17 protein-coding genes and 1 pseudogene are annotated in these 19,129 nt (G+C 44.0%); 15 read left to right on the plus strand and 3 right to left on the minus strand.

What is annotated here, in order from left to right:
• Positions 1 to 20 precede the first annotated feature (20 nt).
• Positions 21 to 404, plus strand: coding sequence for an FxsA family protein (locus M1D94_RS06360; protein ID WP_424934982.1), 384 nt, complete (start codon positions 21 to 23; stop codon positions 402 to 404).
• Between the two features lie 32 nt (positions 405 to 436).
• Here M1D94_RS06360 and ytvI read toward each other — a convergent pair whose 3' ends face one another.
• Positions 437 to 1,552: a sporulation integral membrane protein YtvI gene (gene ytvI / locus M1D94_RS06365; protein WP_038827985.1), complete on the minus strand. Its 1,116-nt coding sequence runs from the start codon at positions 1,550 to 1,552 to the stop codon at positions 437 to 439.
• A gap of 96 nt (positions 1,553 to 1,648) precedes the next feature.
• Between ytvI and M1D94_RS06370 the strand changes: the two genes are divergently transcribed.
• The 10 genes and pseudogenes from M1D94_RS06370 to coaE all read left to right on the plus strand — a co-directional run bounded on the left by M1D94_RS06370 (position 1,649) and on the right by coaE (position 13,796).
• Positions 1,649 to 2,113: a DUF441 domain-containing protein gene (locus tag M1D94_RS06370; RefSeq protein WP_004398695.1), complete on the plus strand. Its 465-nt coding sequence runs from the start codon at positions 1,649 to 1,651 to the stop codon at positions 2,111 to 2,113.
• Between the two features lie 333 nt (positions 2,114 to 2,446).
• Positions 2,447 to 3,565, plus strand: coding sequence for a citrate synthase (gene citZ, locus M1D94_RS06375; RefSeq protein ID WP_014477638.1), 1,119 nt, complete (start codon positions 2,447 to 2,449; stop codon positions 3,563 to 3,565).
• Between the two features lie 164 nt (positions 3,566 to 3,729).
• Complete coding sequence (icd, locus tag M1D94_RS06380; RefSeq protein ID WP_003229433.1) at positions 3,730 to 5,001, plus strand: NADP-dependent isocitrate dehydrogenase; 1,272 nt, start codon at positions 3,730 to 3,732, stop codon at positions 4,999 to 5,001.
• 43 nt (positions 5,002 to 5,044) lie between these two features.
• The gene (gene mdh / locus M1D94_RS06385) at positions 5,045 to 5,983 is read left to right on the plus strand and encodes a malate dehydrogenase (RefSeq protein ID WP_003237775.1); all 939 of its coding nucleotides are present in this window, start codon (positions 5,045 to 5,047) and stop codon (positions 5,981 to 5,983) included.
• A 211-nt stretch (positions 5,984 to 6,194) separates the two neighbouring features.
• Positions 6,195 to 6,917 carry a two-component system response regulator PhoP gene (phoP, locus tag M1D94_RS06390; RefSeq protein ID WP_003229442.1) on the plus strand — a complete coding sequence of 241 codons (723 nt, stop codon included), beginning with the start codon at positions 6,195 to 6,197 and terminating at the stop codon, positions 6,915 to 6,917.
• A complete protein-coding gene (gene phoR / locus M1D94_RS06395; RefSeq protein WP_172850279.1) occupies positions 6,910 to 8,649 on the plus strand; it encodes a sensory box histidine kinase PhoR in 1,740 nt (579 codons plus the stop codon). The genes phoP and phoR overlap by 8 nt, the downstream gene beginning before the upstream one ends.
• 243 nt (positions 8,650 to 8,892) lie before the next feature.
• Positions 8,893 to 11,535, plus strand: a complete 2,643-nt coding sequence (gene polA / locus M1D94_RS06400) for a DNA polymerase I (protein WP_172850270.1) — start codon at positions 8,893 to 8,895, stop codon at positions 11,533 to 11,535.
• A 22-nt stretch (positions 11,536 to 11,557) separates the two neighbouring features.
• Positions 11,558 to 12,388: a DNA-formamidopyrimidine glycosylase gene (gene mutM, locus M1D94_RS06405; protein WP_029318229.1), complete on the plus strand. Its 831-nt coding sequence runs from the start codon at positions 11,558 to 11,560 to the stop codon at positions 12,386 to 12,388.
• Positions 12,389 to 12,536: 148 nt separating this feature from the next.
• Positions 12,537 to 13,187, plus strand: a pseudogene (gene ytaF / locus M1D94_RS06410) (sporulation membrane protein YtaF); the annotation flags it as partial.
• A 15-nt stretch (positions 13,188 to 13,202) separates the two neighbouring features.
• Entirely contained in the window at positions 13,203 to 13,796 is a 594-nt protein-coding gene (gene coaE / locus M1D94_RS06415) for a dephospho-CoA kinase (protein WP_021480294.1), read from the plus strand.
• 40 nt (positions 13,797 to 13,836) lie between these two features.
• Here the strand turns inward: coaE and ytbE are convergent, their stop codons facing one another.
• Positions 13,837 to 14,679 (minus strand): aldo/keto reductase YtbE, encoded by an 843-nt coding sequence (gene ytbE, locus M1D94_RS06420; RefSeq protein ID WP_003229455.1) that lies wholly within the window; start codon positions 14,677 to 14,679, stop codon positions 13,837 to 13,839.
• Positions 14,680 to 14,702: 23 nt separating this feature from the next.
• Positions 14,703 to 15,890 (minus strand): MFS transporter, encoded by a 1,188-nt coding sequence (locus tag M1D94_RS06425; protein ID WP_456270461.1) that lies wholly within the window; start codon positions 15,888 to 15,890, stop codon positions 14,703 to 14,705.
• A gap of 183 nt (positions 15,891 to 16,073) precedes the next feature.
• On the opposite strand from M1D94_RS06425, the gene M1D94_RS06430 reads away from it, so the two are divergent.
• From M1D94_RS06430 to nrdR, 4 genes are all read left to right on the plus strand, one after another.
• A complete protein-coding gene (locus M1D94_RS06430) occupies positions 16,074 to 16,454 on the plus strand; it encodes a winged helix-turn-helix transcriptional regulator (RefSeq protein WP_003229458.1) in 381 nt (126 codons plus the stop codon).
• Between the two features lie 205 nt (positions 16,455 to 16,659).
• Complete coding sequence (locus tag M1D94_RS06435) at positions 16,660 to 17,682, plus strand: glyceraldehyde-3-phosphate dehydrogenase (RefSeq protein WP_172850264.1); 1,023 nt, start codon at positions 16,660 to 16,662, stop codon at positions 17,680 to 17,682.
• Between the two features lie 238 nt (positions 17,683 to 17,920).
• Positions 17,921 to 18,301, plus strand: coding sequence for an adenosylmethionine decarboxylase (gene speD, locus M1D94_RS06440; RefSeq protein ID WP_003223584.1), 381 nt, complete (start codon positions 17,921 to 17,923; stop codon positions 18,299 to 18,301).
• A 273-nt stretch (positions 18,302 to 18,574) separates the two neighbouring features.
• Positions 18,575 to 19,033 carry a transcriptional regulator NrdR gene (nrdR, locus tag M1D94_RS06445; RefSeq protein WP_003223586.1) on the plus strand — a complete coding sequence of 153 codons (459 nt, stop codon included), beginning with the start codon at positions 18,575 to 18,577 and terminating at the stop codon, positions 19,031 to 19,033.
• The last annotated feature ends 96 nt before the right edge of the window (positions 19,034 to 19,129 follow it).

Here is a 19,129-nt window from a genome sequence, read left to right on the forward strand (position 1 = left end):
CACGTGTGGGGGGCTTGGATATGAGATTTTTGTTTTTGCTTTTTATTGTGTTTCCGGCAATAGAAATCGGCATATTCCTATTTTTAGGCAAGCTGATTGGCATTTTGCCGACAGTTCTATTCATGATTCTGACTGGCATTATCGGCACAGCAGCTGCAAAAAAACAAGGAACCGAAGTGTATTATAAGGTTCAGCGTGATCTTCAATATGGCAAAATGCCGGGGGAAGCGATTGCTGACGGTCTGAGCATTTTCATTGGCGGTCTATTGCTGATGCTTCCGGGCTTTTTATCAGATTTGGCCGGCGCCTGTCTTCTTATCCCGTTTACCCGCGGCTGGTGTAAGCCAATTCTGTTCAAATGGCTGAGAGGAATGTCGAAGAATAAGCGGATCATCATCAAATAAAAAACGGCAGCCATGAAAAAACGGCTGCCGTTTTATTTTTGCTGAACGGTGATATAGGACCATATTTCTTTTAATGCGCCTGTTGTGATGAAAGCTTGGATGATGACGAGTACAGCCGGTCCCGCAATCAGTCCTAAAAACCCGAATAATTTAAAGCCGGCAAACAGGGCGATGAGCGTTGCCAGCGGATCGATCCCGATAGATTTACTTAGTATCTTGGGCTCTGTCAGCTGCCGCTGAATAAGAACGACGAGGTACAGGATACCAATTCCGATCGCTTGGGGCAGCTGGCCCGTAATCGATAAATACAAAATCCAGGGCACAAATACGGAGCCGGCACCTAAGTAAGGGAGAAGATCTACAAGCCCGATTAAAAAAGCAATTGTTGCGGCGTGTTCAACCTTTAAGAGAGAAAGGCCGATAAATACAATCACCATCGTGATGAAAACGAGGACGGCTTGTGCTTTGATAAAACCAGTCATTGCTTTTTTTAATTCGCTGCTGATTGCTTTGCTGTTAGCTGTCACACGATCCGGCAGAATTAAAACAAGCATGGCTTTCAGCTTGTGCCAATCCTTTGTCATAAAAAAGGTTGCCAGAAGAGAAAAAATCAGAACCGCCGCCGTATTGGGAAGAAGAGCGAAAAATCTCGGGATCATCTCTAGAATGTGGGACAGCAGGAGCCCGGCATTTTTAGCGGCAGAATCACCGAGTGTCTGGATATGAGTGACGATGGAAGCCTGCTGGTTCGTTTCCAATTCTTGAAACAAAAGAGTTAACTCGTTATAGAGCGGCTGAATATGAGTTGTAAACAATTTTTCGCAATATGAAATAAACGTGCTGATATGCGGAGGCAGCGTTTTTGCTAGATAGGCTGTTCCCGTTACGATTTCGGCTACCAGAATGGTGAGGACGCCGAAGGCTGCGAGCAGAAAAAAAGCAAGAACGCCCAGAACATTTATCGTTCGGGGGAATCCTGTCACTTTGTCCAAATAATCGACAACAGGATGAATCATTGAAGAAAGAATAAGGGCGATCAGGAACGGATAAGTTAACGGAAACGAATAATAGGCCGCAGCTATCGACCCTGCGGTCATTGATATGACAAAGAGGGTTCTGAAAAAAATAGTGATATAAGATTGATTCACGAAAACGGTCCTCCTCTCGTCAGCATGTCCTATTTTTTATATGTATTCACGCTGCGGCTGAATATGAATACATTCATCTTAAAGGAGGGATGGCATGTGTTTACACAAGCGAATTTATTTTTAATTTTACTCTTGGCTATCGCACTTATCGCAAAAAACCAATCATTGCTCTTTGCTGTATCCGTCCTTTTGATCATCAAAATCGTTGGACTTGATCAAAAATTATTTCCGACCATCCAGTCAAAAGGCATTAACTGGGGTGTGACCATTATTACCATCGCCGTTCTTGTCCCGATTGCCACGGGAGAAATCGGATTTAAGCAGCTTGGAGAAGCAATGCGGTCTTCCTACGCATGGATCGCCCTTGGAGCGGGGATCGCAGTGGCGCTGATTGCAAAAAACGGCCTGACCCTGCTTGAAAATGATCCACATATTACAACTGCTCTCGTGATCGGGACCATTCTTGCAGTCGCGCTTTTTGGAGGAGTTGCGGTGGGACCGCTGATCGGAGCGGGGATTGCTTATTTAGCCATGCAGATCGTAAAACTGTTCACTTCATAAAAAAAAGCGGCCTGAAAGCCGCTTTTTTTTTATGCAAAAACCCGCAAATAAAGGCGTTTTTTCGGGGAAATCACAGAATGAAAAAAAAAATTATAGGTAAACATTTAACAAATGTCTGATTATTGTTTATAATGAGAATAGGCTTAAACTTAAATAAGCTTATAAGAATTTGTTATGTTCTTTCATAAGCAAAGGGTTTTAGTTCCAGCAGCCAGTAAAATGTAAGCATTTTCTTTTTGGGGGAGAGAAATACTTGCATCGTGCTTTTTAAGTAAGCCTCATGTTTTTACAACACTCTTAAAGGGGAAATTTATTGAAAAGGAGATGTTATATATGACAGCGACACGCGGTCTTGAAGGGGTTGTAGCAACAACATCATCTGTTAGTTCTATTATTGATGATACCCTTACATATGTGGGGTATGATATCGATGATTTGACAGAGAATGCAAGTTTTGAAGAAATCATCTACTTGCTTTGGCATCTAAGGCTGCCAAACAAAAAAGAGCTTGAAGAGTTAAAGCAGCAGCTTGCAAAGGAAGCTGCCGTTCCGCAAGAAATTATTGAGCACTTCAAATCTTATTCCCTCGAAAATGTTCATCCCATGGCTGCTCTTCGGACAGCAATTTCATTACTAGGCCTGCTTGACAGCGAGGCTGATACCATGAACCCGGAAGCCAACTACAGAAAGGCGATCCGCCTTCAGGCAAAGGTGCCTGGCCTGGTTGCAGCGTTTTCCAGAATTCGCAGGGGTCTTGAGCCTGTTGAACCGAGAGAAGATTACGGTATTGCGGAGAATTTTCTTTACACATTAAACGGTGAAGAGCCTTCACCAATTGAGGTTGAAGCCTTCAACAAAGCATTGATTTTACATGCTGACCATGAGTTGAACGCGTCAACGTTCACAGCGAGGGTCTGCGTCGCAACACTTTCTGACATCTATTCAGGCATTACTGCAGCAATCGGCGCGCTGAAAGGGCCTCTTCACGGCGGAGCGAATGAAGGCGTTATGAAAATGCTGACAGAAATCGGTGAAGTGGAAAACGCTGAGCCGTACATCCGCGCTAAACTTGAAAAGAAAGAAAAAATCATGGGATTCGGCCACCGTGTGTATAAGCATGGTGATCCGCGCGCGAAGCATCTGAAAGAAATGAGCAAGCGCCTGACCAACCTGACAGGCGAAAGCAAATGGTATGAGATGTCGATTCGTATAGAAGACATCGTCACATCAGAGAAAAAGCTTCCGCCTAACGTTGATTTCTATTCGGCTTCTGTATATCACAGCCTCGGTATTGACCATGATTTGTTTACACCGATTTTTGCTGTAAGCAGAATGTCCGGCTGGCTCGCTCATATTCTTGAGCAGTATGACAACAACCGTCTGATCCGCCCGCGGGCAGATTACACAGGCCCTGACAAACAAAAATTCGTTCCGATTGAAGAAAGAGCCTAAAGAACCATTGGAGGCTGGCTTGCGTCAATGAGGTTAGCCTCTTGTTCAGAACATCAAAATTGGGTTACACTTTAAAGTGAATGTTAGGAAAAATCATTTTATTTTATATATAAGAAAAATAAAATGTTTTCTAAATATGAATTACATACTGGGAGGTTTTTATTGTGGCACAAGGTGAAAAAATTACAGTCTCTAACGGAGTATTAAACGTACCAAACAACCCGATTATCCCATTTATCGAAGGAGACGGAACCGGTCCTGATATTTGGAACGCGGCTTCGAAGGTTTTGGAAGCAGCAGTAGAAAAAGCATACAAAGGCGAAAAGAAAATTACATGGAAAGAAGTTTACGCCGGAGAAAAGGCTTATAATAAAACAGGTGAGTGGCTCCCTGCTGAAACATTAGATGTGATCCGCGAATATTTCATCGCGATTAAAGGCCCGTTAACGACACCTGTCGGCGGCGGTATCCGTTCTTTGAACGTAGCGCTCAGACAAGAGCTTGACCTATTCGTCTGCTTAAGACCTGTAAGATACTTTACTGGAGTGCCGTCACCGGTAAAACGCCCTGAAGATACTGATATGGTCATCTTCCGTGAAAATACAGAAGATATTTACGCAGGCATCGAGTATGCAAAAGGCTCTGAAGAAGTGCAAAAGCTTATCAGCTTCCTTCAAAATGAGTTAAACGTCAACAAAATCCGTTTCCCTGAGACATCAGGTATCGGCATTAAGCCTGTTTCAGAAGAAGGAACAAGCCGCTTGGTCAGAGCTGCCATTGATTATGCGATCGAGCATGGCCGCAAATCTGTAACGCTTGTTCACAAAGGAAACATCATGAAGTTCACAGAAGGCGCCTTCAAAAACTGGGGCTATGAACTTGCTGAAAAAGAATACGGAGATAAAGTCTTCACATGGGCTCAATATGACCGCATTGCTGAAGAACAAGGAAAAGACGCTGCCAACAAAGCGCAAAGCGAAGCGGAAGCAGCAGGAAAAATCATTATCAAAGACAGCATTGCTGACATTTTCCTTCAGCAGATCTTAACGCGTCCAAACGAGTTTGATGTCGTTGCGACAATGAACTTGAACGGAGATTACATTTCTGATGCTCTTGCTGCGCAAGTCGGCGGAATCGGCATTGCTCCTGGAGCGAACATCAACTACGAAACAGGACATGCGATTTTCGAGGCGACGCACGGAACGGCTCCTAAATATGCAGGCCTTGATAAAGTAAACCCATCTTCAGTTATTCTTTCAGGCGTTCTGCTTCTTGAGCATTTAGGATGGAACGAAGCGGCTGATTTGGTTATCAAATCTATGGAAAAAACAATCGCTTCCAAAGTCGTAACTTACGATTTTGCTAGATTAATGGACGGGGCGACTGAAGTGAAATGTTCAGAGTTCGGAGAAGAACTGATCAAAAACATGGACTAAGCAAGGAAAAAGCCTAAAACTAGCCATAAAGGAGAAGAGAGACATGGGAAATACTCGTAAAAAAGTTTCTGTTATCGGAGCAGGTTTTACCGGAGCTACAACTGCATTTTTAATCGCTCAAAAAGAGCTGGCAGACGTTGTTCTTGTTGACATTCCGCAATTGGAGAACCCGACAAAGGGAAAAGCGCTTGATATGCTTGAAGCAAGCCCGGTTCAAGGCTTTGACGCAAAAATTACGGGAACATCCAATTACGAGGATACAGCTGGCTCTGACATTGTTGTCATTACAGCCGGTATCGCAAGAAAACCTGGTATGAGCAGAGATGATCTGGTCTCTACAAACGAAAAGATTATGAGAAGCGTTACGCGGGAAATCGTGAAATATTCTCCTGACTCTATTATTGTGGTGCTGACAAATCCTGTTGATGCAATGACATACGCGGTGTACAAAGAATCAGGCTTCCCTAAAGAGCGTGTAATCGGCCAGTCCGGTGTGCTTGATACGGCAAGATTCAGAACATTTGTGGCAGAGGAATTAAACCTGTCAGTGAAAGATGTGACTGGTTTCGTACTCGGCGGACACGGTGACGATATGGTTCCGCTTGTGCGTTATTCTTATGCTGGCGGTATCCCGCTTGAAACTCTTATTCCGAAAGAACGGATTGACGCAATTGTGGAGCGTACTAGAAAAGGCGGAGGCGAAATCGTGAATCTTCTTGGAAACGGAAGCGCGTATTATGCGCCTGCGGCTTCTCTGACAGAAATGGTCGAAGCGATCTTGAAAGATCAGCGCCGCGTCCTTCCTACAATTGCTTATCTTGAAGGGGAATACGGCTATGAAGGCATCTACCTTGGTGTTCCTACAATTGTAGGCGGCAACGGTCTTGAGCAAATCATTGAACTTGAACTGACAGACTATGAAAGAGCGCAGCTGAATAAATCAGTTGAATCTGTCAAAAATGTCATGAAAGTATTATCCTAATAAAAAGAGAGAAAGGCTTGCTTAATACAGCCTTTCTCTTTTTACTATAAATGAAAGCGCTATCATACACATCTTTATTTCTTTTAAAAATGATGTAAAAGGCGAATTGTCGGAATGTCCTGCTTTCGCTAAAATAAAATCATGAAACATGTTAAGATGACATAAAATAGAGAAATAGGATGTCGGGGAATTATAATACTGGAGGCACAGCATGAACAAGAAAATTTTAGTTGTGGATGATGAAGAATCTATTGTTACTCTTTTACAGTACAATTTGGAACGGTCAGGCTATGATGTCATTACCGCCTCGGATGGGGAAGAAGCACTCAAAAAAGCGGAAACAGAGAAGCCTGATTTGATTGTGCTTGATGTGATGCTTCCAAAATTGGACGGAATCGAAGTATGCAAGCAGCTGAGACAGCAAAAACTGATGTTTCCCATTTTAATGCTGACAGCGAAGGATGAGGAATTCGACAAAGTATTAGGGCTGGAGCTCGGTGCTGATGATTATATGACCAAGCCGTTCAGTCCAAGGGAAGTAAATGCGAGAGTCAAAGCGATTTTAAGGCGTTCGGAAATAGCTGCGCCCTCTAGTGAGATGAAGAACGATGAAATGGAAGGCCAGATCGTAATCGGCGATCTGAAAATCCTGCCTGATCATTATGAAGCGTACTTTAAAGAAAGTCAGCTTGAACTGACACCGAAAGAATTCGAACTGCTGCTCTATTTAGGCAGACATAAAGGCAGAGTTCTGACAAGAGACCTGCTGCTGAGCGCAGTCTGGAATTATGATTTTGCCGGAGATACGAGAATTGTTGATGTGCACATCAGCCATCTTCGCGACAAAATTGAAAACAATACCAAAAAACCGATCTACATTAAAACGATTAGGGGATTGGGGTATAAACTGGAGGAGCCAAAAATGAATGAATAAATACCGTGTGCGCCTTTTTTCTGTATTTGTTGTCTGTATGATTCTGGTGTTTTGTGTTCTCGGGCTGTTTTTACAGCAGCTTTTTGAAACATCTGATCAAAGGAAAGCAGAGGAACACATTGAAAAAGAAGCAAAATACTTGGCTTCGCTTCTTGATGCCGGCAATCTGAATAATCAAGCAAATGAGAAAATCATTAAAGATGCAGGCGGCGCGCTTGATGTGAGCGCATCCGTTATTGATACAGACGGCAAGGTGCTGTATGGGTCAAACGGGAGATCGGCTGATTCCCAAAAGGTGCAGGCGCTTGTTTCTGGCCATGAGGGTATTCTGTCAACAACAGATAACAAGCTTTATTACGGACTTTCACTTAGAAGCGAAGGTGAAAAAACAGGATATGTGCTGCTTTCCGCCTCTGAAAAAAGCGACGGCTTAAAAGGCGAATTGTGGGGGATGCTGACGGCCAGTCTTTGTACCGCATTTATCGTCATTGTTTATTTTTATTCCAGCATGACCTCACGTTATAAAAGGTCAATTGAGTCAGCGACAAATGTAGCCACAGAACTCTCTAAGGGCAACTACGATGCACGGACGTACGGCGGCTATATTAGGCGTTCTGATAAGCTAGGACATGCGATGAACAGCCTTGCCATTGATCTGATGGAAATGACGCGAACGCAGGAAATGCAGCGGGATCGGCTGCTGACAGTCATTGAAAACATTGGCTCCGGGCTGATTATGATCGACGGAAGAGGCTTTATTAATCTCGTAAACAGATCTTACGCCAAGCAGTTTCATATCAATCCGAATCATATGCTGCGCCGTCTTTATCACGATGCATTTGAACATGAAGAAGTGATCCAGCTTGTCGAAGACATTTTTATGACTGAGACAAAGAAATGCAAGCTGTTAAGACTTCCGATCAAAATAGAACGGCGTTATTTTGAAGTGGACGGCGTTCCGATTATGGGGCCGGACGATGAATGGAAAGGAATTGTGCTCGTTTTCCATGACATGACGGAAACAAAGAAATTAGAGCAGATGAGGAAGGATTTTGTGGCCAATGTTTCTCATGAGCTGAAAACGCCGATTACGTCCATAAAAGGGTTTACGGAGACGTTATTGGATGGGGCGATGGAGGACAAAGAGGCGCTTTCTGACTTTCTCTCTATTATTCTTAAGGAAAGCGAAAGGCTTCAGTCTTTGGTTCAGGATTTGCTCGATCTCTCAAAAATCGAGCAGCAAAATTTCACGCTCAGTATCGAAACGTTTGAGCCGGCCAAAATGCTTGGTGAGATTGAAACGCTTCTGAAGCATAAGGCGGATGAGAAAGGCATCTCCTTGCAACTGAATGTCCCGAAAGACCCTCAATATGTATCTGGTGACCCGTACAGGCTGAAACAGGTATTTCTTAATCTCGTAAACAATGCATTAACCTACACGCCTGAGGGGGGCTCCGTGGCTATCAATGTAAAGCCCAGAGAAAAAGACATTCAGATTGAGGTTGCCGATTCTGGAATCGGAATTCAGAAAGAAGAAATTCCGCGCATCTTTGAACGCTTTTACCGCGTAGATAAAGACAGAAGCAGGAATTCGGGCGGAACAGGGCTGGGCCTTGCGATTGTCAAGCATTTAATAGAGGCTCATGAAGGGAAAATTGATGTCACAAGCGAGCCTGGACGGGGAACTGTCTTTACCGTGACGCTGAAACGGGCCGCTGAAAAGTCCGCCTAATGTTTACAAAGGTTTAACAATATCTTCATGCACTGTTAAACCTATGCTGGTAGGATGTAGTAGAACCCCTTCATCCAAGGAGCCAATTTTGACGGCGGGAACCTATTTGTGTTCCCGTCCTTTTTTGTGTCTTCTCTTATAGTTCACGTATTTTCCTTTCAAATTGAACTTTGTTAAAATAAGAGGAGCTAATGACTATGTAAGAGATGAATGGAAGCCTGAGGCTTCTTAGGAGGAAATTGAATGACGGAACGAAAAAAATTAGTGCTTGTAGACGGAAACAGTCTGGCTTACCGGGCGTTTTTTGCATTGCCGCTGTTAAGCAATGATAAAGGTGTTCATACAAATGCTGTATACGGCTTTGCGATGATTTTGATGAAAATGCTTGAGGATGAAAAACCGACGCACATGCTGGTTGCGTTTGATGCCGGGAAAACAACATTTCGTCACGGCACATTTAAAGAATATAAAGGCGGCAGACAGAAAACCCCGCCTGAGCTTTCCGAACAAATGCCGTTTATCCGCGAGCTGCTGGATGCCTACCAGATCAGCCGCTATGAACTGGAACAATATGAAGCGGATGATATTATCGGCACACTGGCCAAATCGGCTGAAAAAGACGGATTTGAAGTAAAGGTTTTCTCAGGGGATAAGGATTTAACCCAGCTGGCAACGGACAAAACGACAGTTGCCATTACGAGAAAGGGAATTACCGATGTTGAATTTTACACACCGGAGCATGTCAAAGAGAAATACGGGCTTACGCCTGAACAAATCATTGACATGAAGGGTCTGATGGGCGATTCCTCAGATAATATTCCGGGTGTGCCCGGCGTCGGAGAAAAGACTGCGATTAAGCTTTTAAAACAATTTGATTCGGTTGAAAAGCTGCTGGAGTCCATTGACGAGGTGAGCGGAAAGAAATTGAAGGAAAAGCTTGAGGAGTTTAAGGATCAGGCATTGATGAGCAAGGAGCTTGCGACAATTATGACGGATGCTCCGATTGAGGTATCTGTTTCCGGCCTGGAATATCAGGGCTTTAATCGTGAACAGGTCATTGCCATCTTTAAAGATCTTGGCTTCAACACGCTTCTTGAACGGCTTGGAGAAGGCAGTGCAGAAGCAGAACAGGATCAATCGTTGGAAGACATTAATGTCAAAACAGTCACAGACGTGACAAGCGATATATTGGTTTCTCCATCCGCATTTGTCGTTGAACAGATTGGCGATAATTATCATGAAGAGCCGATCCTCGGATTTTCGATCGTAAATGAAACGGGAGCTTATTTCATTCCGAAAGACATTGCCGTTGAGTCTGAGGTGTTTAAAGAATGGGTGGAAAATGACGAGCAGAAGAAATGGGTCTTCGACAGCAAGCGGGCAGTTGTCGCTTTGCGCTGGCAGGGCATTGAGCTGAAAGGAGCCGAGTTTGATACGCTCCTTGCGGCTTATATCATCAACCCGGGCAATTCATATGACGACGTTGCGAGTGTGGCTAAGGATTACGGCCTGCATATCGTTTCAAGTGATGAATCAGTTTATGGAAAAGGAGCAAAACGGGCAGTGCCGTCAGAAGACGTACTGTCTGAGCACCTTGGCCGAAAAGCGTTAGCGATTCAAAGCCTTCGGGAAAAGCTCGTTCAGGAGCTGGAAAACAACGACCAGCTTGAACTGTTTGAAGAGCTGGAAATGCCTCTTGCGCTTATTCTTGGCGAAATGGAATCAACTGGCGTCAAGGTCGATGTTGACCGTTTAAAACGGATGGGTGAAGAACTGGGTGCGAAGCTGAAGGAATATGAAGAAAAAATCCATGAGATTGCGGGAGAGCCGTTTAACATCAATTCTCCGAAACAGCTAGGCGTCATCTTATTTGAAAAGATCGGCCTTCCTGTCGTAAAGAAAACGAAAACAGGCTATTCTACGTCTGCCGATGTGCTTGAAAAGCTGGCTGACAAGCATGATATTGTCGACTATATTTTACAGTACAGACAAATCGGCAAGCTTCAATCAACATATATCGAAGGGCTTTTAAAGGTGACGAGACCGGATTCGCATAAAGTGCACACGCGATTTAACCAGGCCTTAACGCAAACTGGCCGTCTCAGCTCGACTGATCCGAACCTGCAAAACATTCCGATCAGGCTTGAGGAAGGGCGGAAAATTCGCCAAGCTTTTGTGCCGTCTGAAAAAGACTGGCTCATTTTTGCAGCCGATTATTCACAAATCGAGCTGCGGGTGCTTGCCCATATTTCAAAGGATGAAAATCTGATCGAAGCTTTTACAAATGATATGGATATTCACACGAAAACGGCAATGGATGTGTTCCATGTCGCTAAGGATGAAGTGACATCTGCGATGAGACGCCAGGCGAAAGCGGTCAACTTTGGCATTGTTTACGGGATCAGCGATTACGGTCTGTCACAGAACCTCGGCATTACTCGGAAGGAAGCGGGAGCATTTATCGACCGCTATCTGGAAAGCTTCCAAGGCGTAAAAGCGTACATGGAAGATTCAGTACAGGAAGCGAAGCAAAAAGGATACGTAACAACGCTTATGCATCGCCGCCGCTACATCCCTGAGCTGACGAGCCGGAACTTTAATATCCGAAGTTTTGCGGAGCGGACGGCCATGAATACGCCGATTCAAGGAAGCGCCGCTGATATTATCAAAAAAGCCATGATTGACATGGCTGCCAAGCTGAAAGAAAAACAGTTAAAAGCAAGGCTTCTGCTTCAAGTACACGATGAATTGATTTTTGAGGCGCCAAAGGAAGAAATTGAAATTCTTGAAAAGCTTGTTCCTGAAGTGATGGAGCATGCGCTTGCATTAGATGTGCCGTTAAAGGTGGACTTTGCATCAGGCCCATCTTGGTACGATGCGAAATAAACAGAGATAGGAAGTGATGGATGTGCCGGAATTACCAGAGGTTGAGACGGTCCGGCGCACTCTGACCGGGCTTGTAAAGGGAAAAACAATCAAATCGGTAGAGATCAGATGGCCGAATATCATCAAACGGCCTGCCGAACCGGAGGAATTTGCGCGAAAACTAGCAGGAGAAACGATACAGTCCATCGGAAGACGGGGAAAGTTTTTACTGTTTCATTTAGATCATTATGTTATGGTTTCTCACCTTCGAATGGAAGGAAAATACGGTCTTCATCAAGCCGAGGAGCCTGACGATAAACACGTGCATGTCATATTCACGATGACGGATGGAACCCAGCTCCGGTACAGGGATGTGCGGAAATTTGGAACCATGCACTTATTTAAACCGGGAGAAGAAGCGGGCGAGCTCCCGCTTTCTCAGTTAGGTCCGGAGCCGGATGCAGAAGAATTTACAAGTGCGTATTTAAAAGAACGGCTTGCGAAAACAAACCGCGCTGTCAAAACTGCCCTACTGGATCAAAAAACGGTAGTTGGACTCGGGAACATTTATGTGGATGAGGCTCTTTTCAGAGCAGGTGTCCATCCCGAGACAAAAGCAAATCAATTATCAGATAAAACAATCAAAACCCTTCACGCTGAAATCAAAAACACTCTGCAGGAGGCGATTGATGCGGGCGGAAGCACAGTCCGTTCTTATATCAACTCCCAAGGGGAAATCGGAATGTTCCAGCTGCAGCATTTTGTGTACGGAAAAAAAGACGAGCCATGCAAAAATTGCGGAACGATGATTTCGAAAATTGTCGTTGGAGGAAGAGGCACGCATTTTTGCGCAAAGTGCCAGACAAAAAAGTAGCATAATGCTTCATTGTCCAAGCTGTCGGTGCATATATCAGTAACTCTGGAATTGAGGATGCCATTTTCGAAACACGGATTTTTCACTTTCCCATATATATGATTGTGATGAATCCCGGGCATTTCACATCTGATACAAGAGCACCAACAGAAAGGAAGAAACGGATATGCAAATGGTTTCTATACTGCTGCTGGCGTTGGCTGTCAGCTTGGACAGTTTTTCAGTCGGATTTACGTACGGATTGAGAAAAATGAAAATACCGTTTAAAGCGATTTTGGTTATCGCCTGCTGTTCCGGTGCTGTCATGTTTATATCCATGCTGATCGGAAGCTTTCTCACGAAGTTTTTTCCTGTATATGTGACGGAGAAGCTTGGCGGTTTGATATTGGTTGGAATCGGTGCGTGGGTTCTGTATCAATTTTTCAAACCGGCAAAAGATAAAGAATACCTATTGCATGAAAAAACACTGCTTAATTTAGAGGTTCGGTCATTAGGAATTGTGATTCATATTTTGAGAAAACCCATGAGTGCGGATATCGACAAATCGGGTGTGATCAACGGAATTGAGGCGGTCTTATTGGGATTTGCCTTATCGATTGATGCCTTTGGAGCAGGTATAGGCGCAGCCATTCTCGGTTTTTCGCCGATTGTGATGAGCATCGCCGTGGCAATCATGAGCTCGCTGTTTGTATCAATTGGAATCAATGCCGGCCATTTTCTGTCTAAGTGGAAATGGATCGATAAAATGGCGTTTTTGCCGGGGCTTCTATTAATCACGATTGGGCTCTGGAAATTGTAAAAAGGAGTGGATCTCTTGACCTTAGTCATTGGTTTAACGGGAGGAATAGCTAGCGGCAAAAGCACGGTAGCCAATATGCTGATTGAAAAAGGAATAACAGTTATAGATGCAGATATCATTGCAAAACAAGCGGTAGAAAAAGGGATGCCGGCCTACCGGCAAATCATTGACGAATTCGGTGAAGACATACTGCTCTCAAATGGCGATATAGATAGAAAAAAGCTTGGAGCGCTGGTATTTACAAATGAACAAAAACGTCTCGCTTTAAATGCAATTGTTCATCCCGCAGTCAGGCAGGAAATGCTCAATCGCCGTGATGAAGCCGTTGCAAATCGGGAGGCATTTGTTGTATTGGATATCCCGCTATTGTTCGAAAGCAAATTGGAATCATTGGTTGATAAAATTATTGTGGTCAGTGTGACAAAAGATCTTCAACTGGAACGTCTGATGAAGCGCAATCAGCTGACGGAAGAAGAAGCAGTCAGCCGTATCCGCTCTCAAATGCCCTTAGAGGAAAAAACAGCAAGAGCAGATCAAGTCATTGATAACAGCGGCACGCTTGAAGAGACCAAAAGGCAGCTTGATGAAATCATGAACAGCTGGGCATAATCAAAAAACACCGTTCATATTGAACGGTGTTTTTTTGCCATTAAAAATCAAAGTTGTCCGGATCAGGACCGACGCGCAAGTTTTCATTCAGTGCATCGATTCGGTTCATGTCATCCTGCGTTAATTCAAAGTCAAATACGCTTGCATTTTCTTTAATGCGGTGTTCCTTCGTTGATTTAGGAATCGTAATGATGCCATGCTGCAGATCCCAGCGCAAAATAATTTGTGCGACAGATTTATTATATGTTTGAGCGATGTCAGCCAATACAGGGTGATCCAGCAGCTGTCCCTGCATTAAAGGTGACCAAGCCTCCATCTGGATGCCCTGATTTTGGCAGTATCTTATCAACTCTTTTTGTGTGAGGCGCGGGTGAAATTCCACTTGGTTAATCATAGGCTTAATTTCAGCTGCCGTCATCAGATCTTCAAGATGGTGAATTTGGAAGTTGCTTACGCCAATCGCTTTGATGCGGCCTTCTTTATACAGCGTTTCAAGCGCTCTCCAAGCTTCTTTATACTTTCCTTCTACAGGCCAGTGGATGAGGTATAGATCCAAATAATCCAGACCGAGTTTGGACAGGCTTGTTTCAAATGCAGCGAGTGTTTCTTCGTAGCCTAAATCCGCATTCCATACTTTCGATGTGATAAACAGATCCTCTCTTGAAATGCCTGCTTCTTCAATGCCTTCCCGAATCCCTTCTCCAACGCCAGCTTCATTTCCATAGATAGCTGCAGTATCAATACTGCGGTACCCGTGAACAATGGCAGTTTTAACTGCGTTTACCAGTTCAGATCCTTCTTCCACTTGGAACACGCCGAGGCCGAACCAAGGCATTTCTACCCCATTATGAAGTGTTGCTTTTGCTTGTAAATGTGTTGTCATGTTCATTTCCTCCTTTAAAATTGTCAGGCTTCCTGCCGATCTCGTTTTTCCATTAAGCGGCTCCAGCCTGTTAAAATGACTGCACCGATCACCATTAATCCGCCTATCCAAGCGGTATGAATCAATCCGATTGAATCGGTGATCACACCGCCAAGGTATGACCCAAGCGCGATCCCTGCATTAAAGGCAGCGATATTCATCGCGGATGCGACGTCAACTGCACTTGGGACAAAACGCTCAGCCAGCATGACGACATACACTTGAAGGCCGGGTACGTTCATAAAGGCCAGCAATCCCATACAGAGAATGGTAATGAGCCCTGCTGCTTGATACGGGGCTGTAAATGTCAGTACGAATAGAACAATTGCTTGTACGATAAACATATAGAATAAAGCGGCAATCGGATTTCGGTTTGACAGCTTTCCGCCAATAATATTGCCGATCGCGATAGCTATTCCGTATCCGAGCAGAATCACTGCAACAGTCCCGGCTTTGAAGCCTGTTACTTCCTGAAGCAGGGGAGACAGATACGTGAACACAACGAATGTTCCTCCGTATCCAAGCGCTGTAATGACAAATAAAAGCAATAACCGGCTGTTTGTCACAAGCTTCAATTGATCCCGCATCGTTGTTTTCGTCCCTTTTCTTAATTTGGACGGTACAAGAATGCCATTTGTAATGAAAGCAATGATTCCGACGGCGATAATGACCATAAAGGCGAAACGCCAGCCGAACTGCTGGCCGATAAATGTCCCAAAAGGAACTCCGGTTACAGTTGCCACAGTGAGGCCAGTAAACATAATTGAAATCGCGCTAGCCCTTTTATCCTCCGGGACAATATCCGCTGCGATTGTCGAACCGATCGACATAAACACACCGTGCGAAAATGCCGATATCACACGTGCTGCTAGTAAAATCCCGATGCTTGAAGCGGTTGCTGCCATCGTATTACCGGCAATAAAAATAAACATGATCCAAAGCAATAGTGTCTTACGTGACATGCTTGAGGTCAATGAAGTTAATATAGGTGCCCCAAATGTAACGCCGAGCGCATAAAGGGAAACGGTTAATCCTGCTGTCGTGACTGGAATATGCAGGTCATCAGCAATGAGCGGCAAAAGGCCGACACTGATAAATTCAGTTGTCCCTATTGCGAATGCACTTACGGCCAAAGCCAGTAGTGCAGGAATACTGCTTTTGGCTGAAGTCATGATGTTCCTCCTTTGTAAGATGTGTTGTATGATTGAAATTCTGCCGAGTAAGCTATATAAATAAAAAAGAGCAGATTCAAATCAGCCGGCAAATGTGATTATGAAACATATCGTTAAGAAATAAAAGTACGTACTTTGAAGTGCTATAGTCACTTTTTGGTGCCTGTGAGGAGAATGGATTGTATGGAGAAGAAAAAATATAACATTTCTGTTGAAGCGACTCTTGAAGTGATCGGTGGGAAATGGAAATGCGTCATTTTATGCCATCTGACGCACGGAAAAAAACGCACAAGTGAATTAAAACGCCTAATGCCCAACATCACGCAAAAAATGCTGACTCAGCAGCTGCGCGAGCTGGAAGCGGACGGTGTCATTAACCGAATCGTATATAATCAAGTTCCTCCCAAAGTGGAATACGAGCTCAGCGAATACGGCCGCAGCTTAGAAGGGATTTTAGATATGCTGTGTGCTTGGGGAGCGAATCATATTAACAGAGTGTACGGGGATACATTTTCTGTGCTAGAAGAAAGTGTGCTCAATGATAAGTTAAAACAGGAATCATAAAGCATGAGGGCAGTCAGTGCGGAGCGCTGGCTGCTTTTTGGTTCTTACGCCTGATATTCTGTGCAAGAAAACATAAGATGCATCATAAATTAGCGTTATAATCGTTGATTTTTATCAATATGTACTGGCGAATTTGTTTTAATGTGTTATACTAATTTTAGATAGTAACAAATTAGGATGGCATAATTGATAAGGGGTGTCCAACATGAAGGTAAAAGTAGCGATCAACGGGTTTGGAAGAATCGGAAGAATGGTTTTTAGAAAAGCGATGTTAGACGATCAAATTCAAGTAGTGGCCATTAACGCCAGCTATTCCGCAGAAACGCTGGCTCATTTAATAAAGTATGACACAATTCACGGCAGATACGACAAAGAAGTTGTGGCTGGTGAAGACAGCCTGATCATAAATGGAAAGAAAGTGCTTTTGTTAAACAGCCGTGATCCAAAACAGCTGCCTTGGCGGGAATATGATATTGACATAGTTGTCGAAGCAACAGGGAAGTTTAATGCTAAAGATAAAGCGATGGGCCATATAGAAGCAGGCGCAAAAAAAGTGATTTTGACCGCTCCGGGAAAAAATGAAGACGTTACCATTGTGATGGGCGTAAATGAGGACCAATTCGACGCTGAGCGCCATGTCATTATTTCAAATGCGTCATGCACGACAAATTGCCTTGCGCCTGTTGTAAAAGTGCTGGATGAAGAGTTTGGCATTGAGAGTGGTCTGATGACTACAGTTCATGCGTATACGAATGACCAAAAAAATATTGATAACCCGCACAAAGATTTGCGCCGGGCGCGGGCTTGCGGTGAATCCATCATTCCGACGACAACAGGAGCGGCAAAGGCGCTTTCGCTTGTGCTGCCGCATCTGAAAGGAAAACTTCACGGCCTCGCCTTGCGTGTCCCTGTTCCGAACGTCTCATTGGTTGATCTCGTTGTTGATCTGAAAACGGATGTTACGGCTGAAGAAGTAAACGAGGCATTTAAACGCGCTGCCAAAACGTCGATGTACGGTGTACTTGATTACTCAGATGAACCGCTCGTTTCGACTGATTATAATACGAATCCGCATTCAGCGGTCATTGACGGGCTTACAACAATGGTAATGGAAGACAGGAAAGTAAAGGTGCTGGCGTGGTATGACAACGAATGGGGCTACTCCTGCAGAGTTGTTGATCTGATCCGCCATGTAGCGGCACGAATGAAACATCCGTCTGCTGTATAAAATAAGGTCATGGACACATTTTAAAGAAAAAACCCTTAACAGCATATTTCTGAAAAAACGCACCTTGCAAATTAGACTTAAACACAGTATACTATTTTTCGTGAACTTCTTGCTTGAGACTGTTTCGGAATTACTTAAAGGGTTAGGACCTCTCCGGACTAACTTTCCCCCGTGGTAAATGGCCGACCCAGTTGTTGGAATTTCACTTTTTAATTCTTGTTAAGGGGGGTCCATGACTATGGAAACAATGGGGCGTCACGTTATCTCCGAGCTATGGGGATGCGATTTTGATAAGCTGAATGACATGGATTTTATTGAAAAAACGTTTGTAAATGCTGCTCTAAAATCAGGTGCTGAGGTGCGCGAGGTTGCATTTCACAAATTTGCACCGCAAGGCGTAAGCGGAGTTGTGATTATTTCTGAATCACACTTAACGATTCACAGTTTTCCTGAGCACGGATATGCGAGCATTGATGTTTATACTTGTGGAGACTTAGATCCTAATGTCGCTGCTGATTACATTGCAGAGGCATTACATGCTGATACAAGAGAAAACATTGAAATACCAAGAGGAATGGGGCCTGTGCAAATTAAACAGGCGCAAGCGAAAGTACTATAAAGTAAATTGCGAACACAAAGGGAGCTGAAGCTAGAAAGCCATTATGCGCTTTTTAGCTTATGCTCCTTTTATTTTTATAAAGAAACGAGAGTGTCAGCTTTTTCTTTTTTCATTTTTTTTGTAAAATAAGAAGGAGATTTTCACAAACCACCTAATGCTATAGAAACAAATTTAACAACGGCTCTCCCGACAGATGCTGTCACATCTATTTTTAAAAGGCGGAGGCTGCCGAAAATACATTGCAGGGAACGATATAGTTGGGAGCTGATTTTATTGAAATGTCCTTCATGCCAGCATAACGGAACACGAGTCCTTGATTCACGGCCTGTGGATGACGGAAAGTCGATTCGCCGAAGACGCGAGTGCGAATCCTGCCACTACCGGTTTACGACCTTTGAGAAAGTGGAGGAAACCCCGCTCATCGTCGTGAAAAAAGAAGGTGTGCGTGAGGAATTCAGCAGAGAAAAAATGCTGCGCGGCCTCATAAAAGCATGTGAAAAAAGGCCTGTTTCACTCAAAACGCTTGAAGACATGTGCTTTGATATTGAAAAAGAGCTTCGCAATCAAGGCTGCTCCGAGGTGAAGAGTGAGCTCGTCGGAGAAATGGTCATGGACCGGCTGGCTAAGATTGACGAAGTCGCATATGTGCGGTTCGCGTCCGTCTATCGGCAGTTTAAAGATATAAACGTCTTTATCGACGAATTAAAAGACTTAATAAAGAAAGAGCGTTAAAAGAGCTAAGAGGATTCTTCTAGCTCTTTTCTCATGTGCAAAATTGGCATTTGATAGATATAAGAAACGGTGTAAAATGAAAGGTAGAAACAAATT

It is taken from the genome of Bacillus sp. JZ109, from assembly GCF_053903135.1.

Bases quoted from the DNA above. Each gene is read 5' to 3' on its own strand.
- polA (WP_172850270.1), top strand. From the start codon at position 8,893: ATGACGGAACGAAAAAAATTAGTGCTTGTAGACGGAAACAGTCTGGCT.
- speD (WP_003223584.1), top strand. From the start codon at position 17,921: ATGGAAACAATGGGGCGTCACGTTATCTCCGAGCTATGGGGATGCGAT.
- M1D94_RS06360 (WP_424934982.1), top strand. From the start codon at position 21: ATGAGATTTTTGTTTTTGCTTTTTATTGTGTTTCCGGCAATAGAAATC.
- ytbE (WP_003229455.1), bottom strand. From the start codon at position 14,679: ATGACAACACATTTACAAGCAAAAGCAACACTTCATAATGGGGTAGAA.
- M1D94_RS06435 (WP_172850264.1), top strand. From the start codon at position 16,660: ATGAAGGTAAAAGTAGCGATCAACGGGTTTGGAAGAATCGGAAGAATG.
- phoR (WP_172850279.1), top strand. From the start codon at position 6,910: ATGAATAAATACCGTGTGCGCCTTTTTTCTGTATTTGTTGTCTGTATG.
- citZ (WP_014477638.1), top strand. From the start codon at position 2,447: ATGACAGCGACACGCGGTCTTGAAGGGGTTGTAGCAACAACATCATCT.
- mdh (WP_003237775.1), top strand. From the start codon at position 5,045: ATGGGAAATACTCGTAAAAAAGTTTCTGTTATCGGAGCAGGTTTTACC.
- M1D94_RS06425 (WP_456270461.1), bottom strand. From the start codon at position 15,890: ATGACTTCAGCCAAAAGCAGTATTCCTGCACTACTGGCTTTGGCCGTA.
- M1D94_RS06430 (WP_003229458.1), top strand. From the start codon at position 16,074: ATGGAGAAGAAAAAATATAACATTTCTGTTGAAGCGACTCTTGAAGTG.
- phoP (WP_003229442.1), top strand. From the start codon at position 6,195: ATGAACAAGAAAATTTTAGTTGTGGATGATGAAGAATCTATTGTTACT.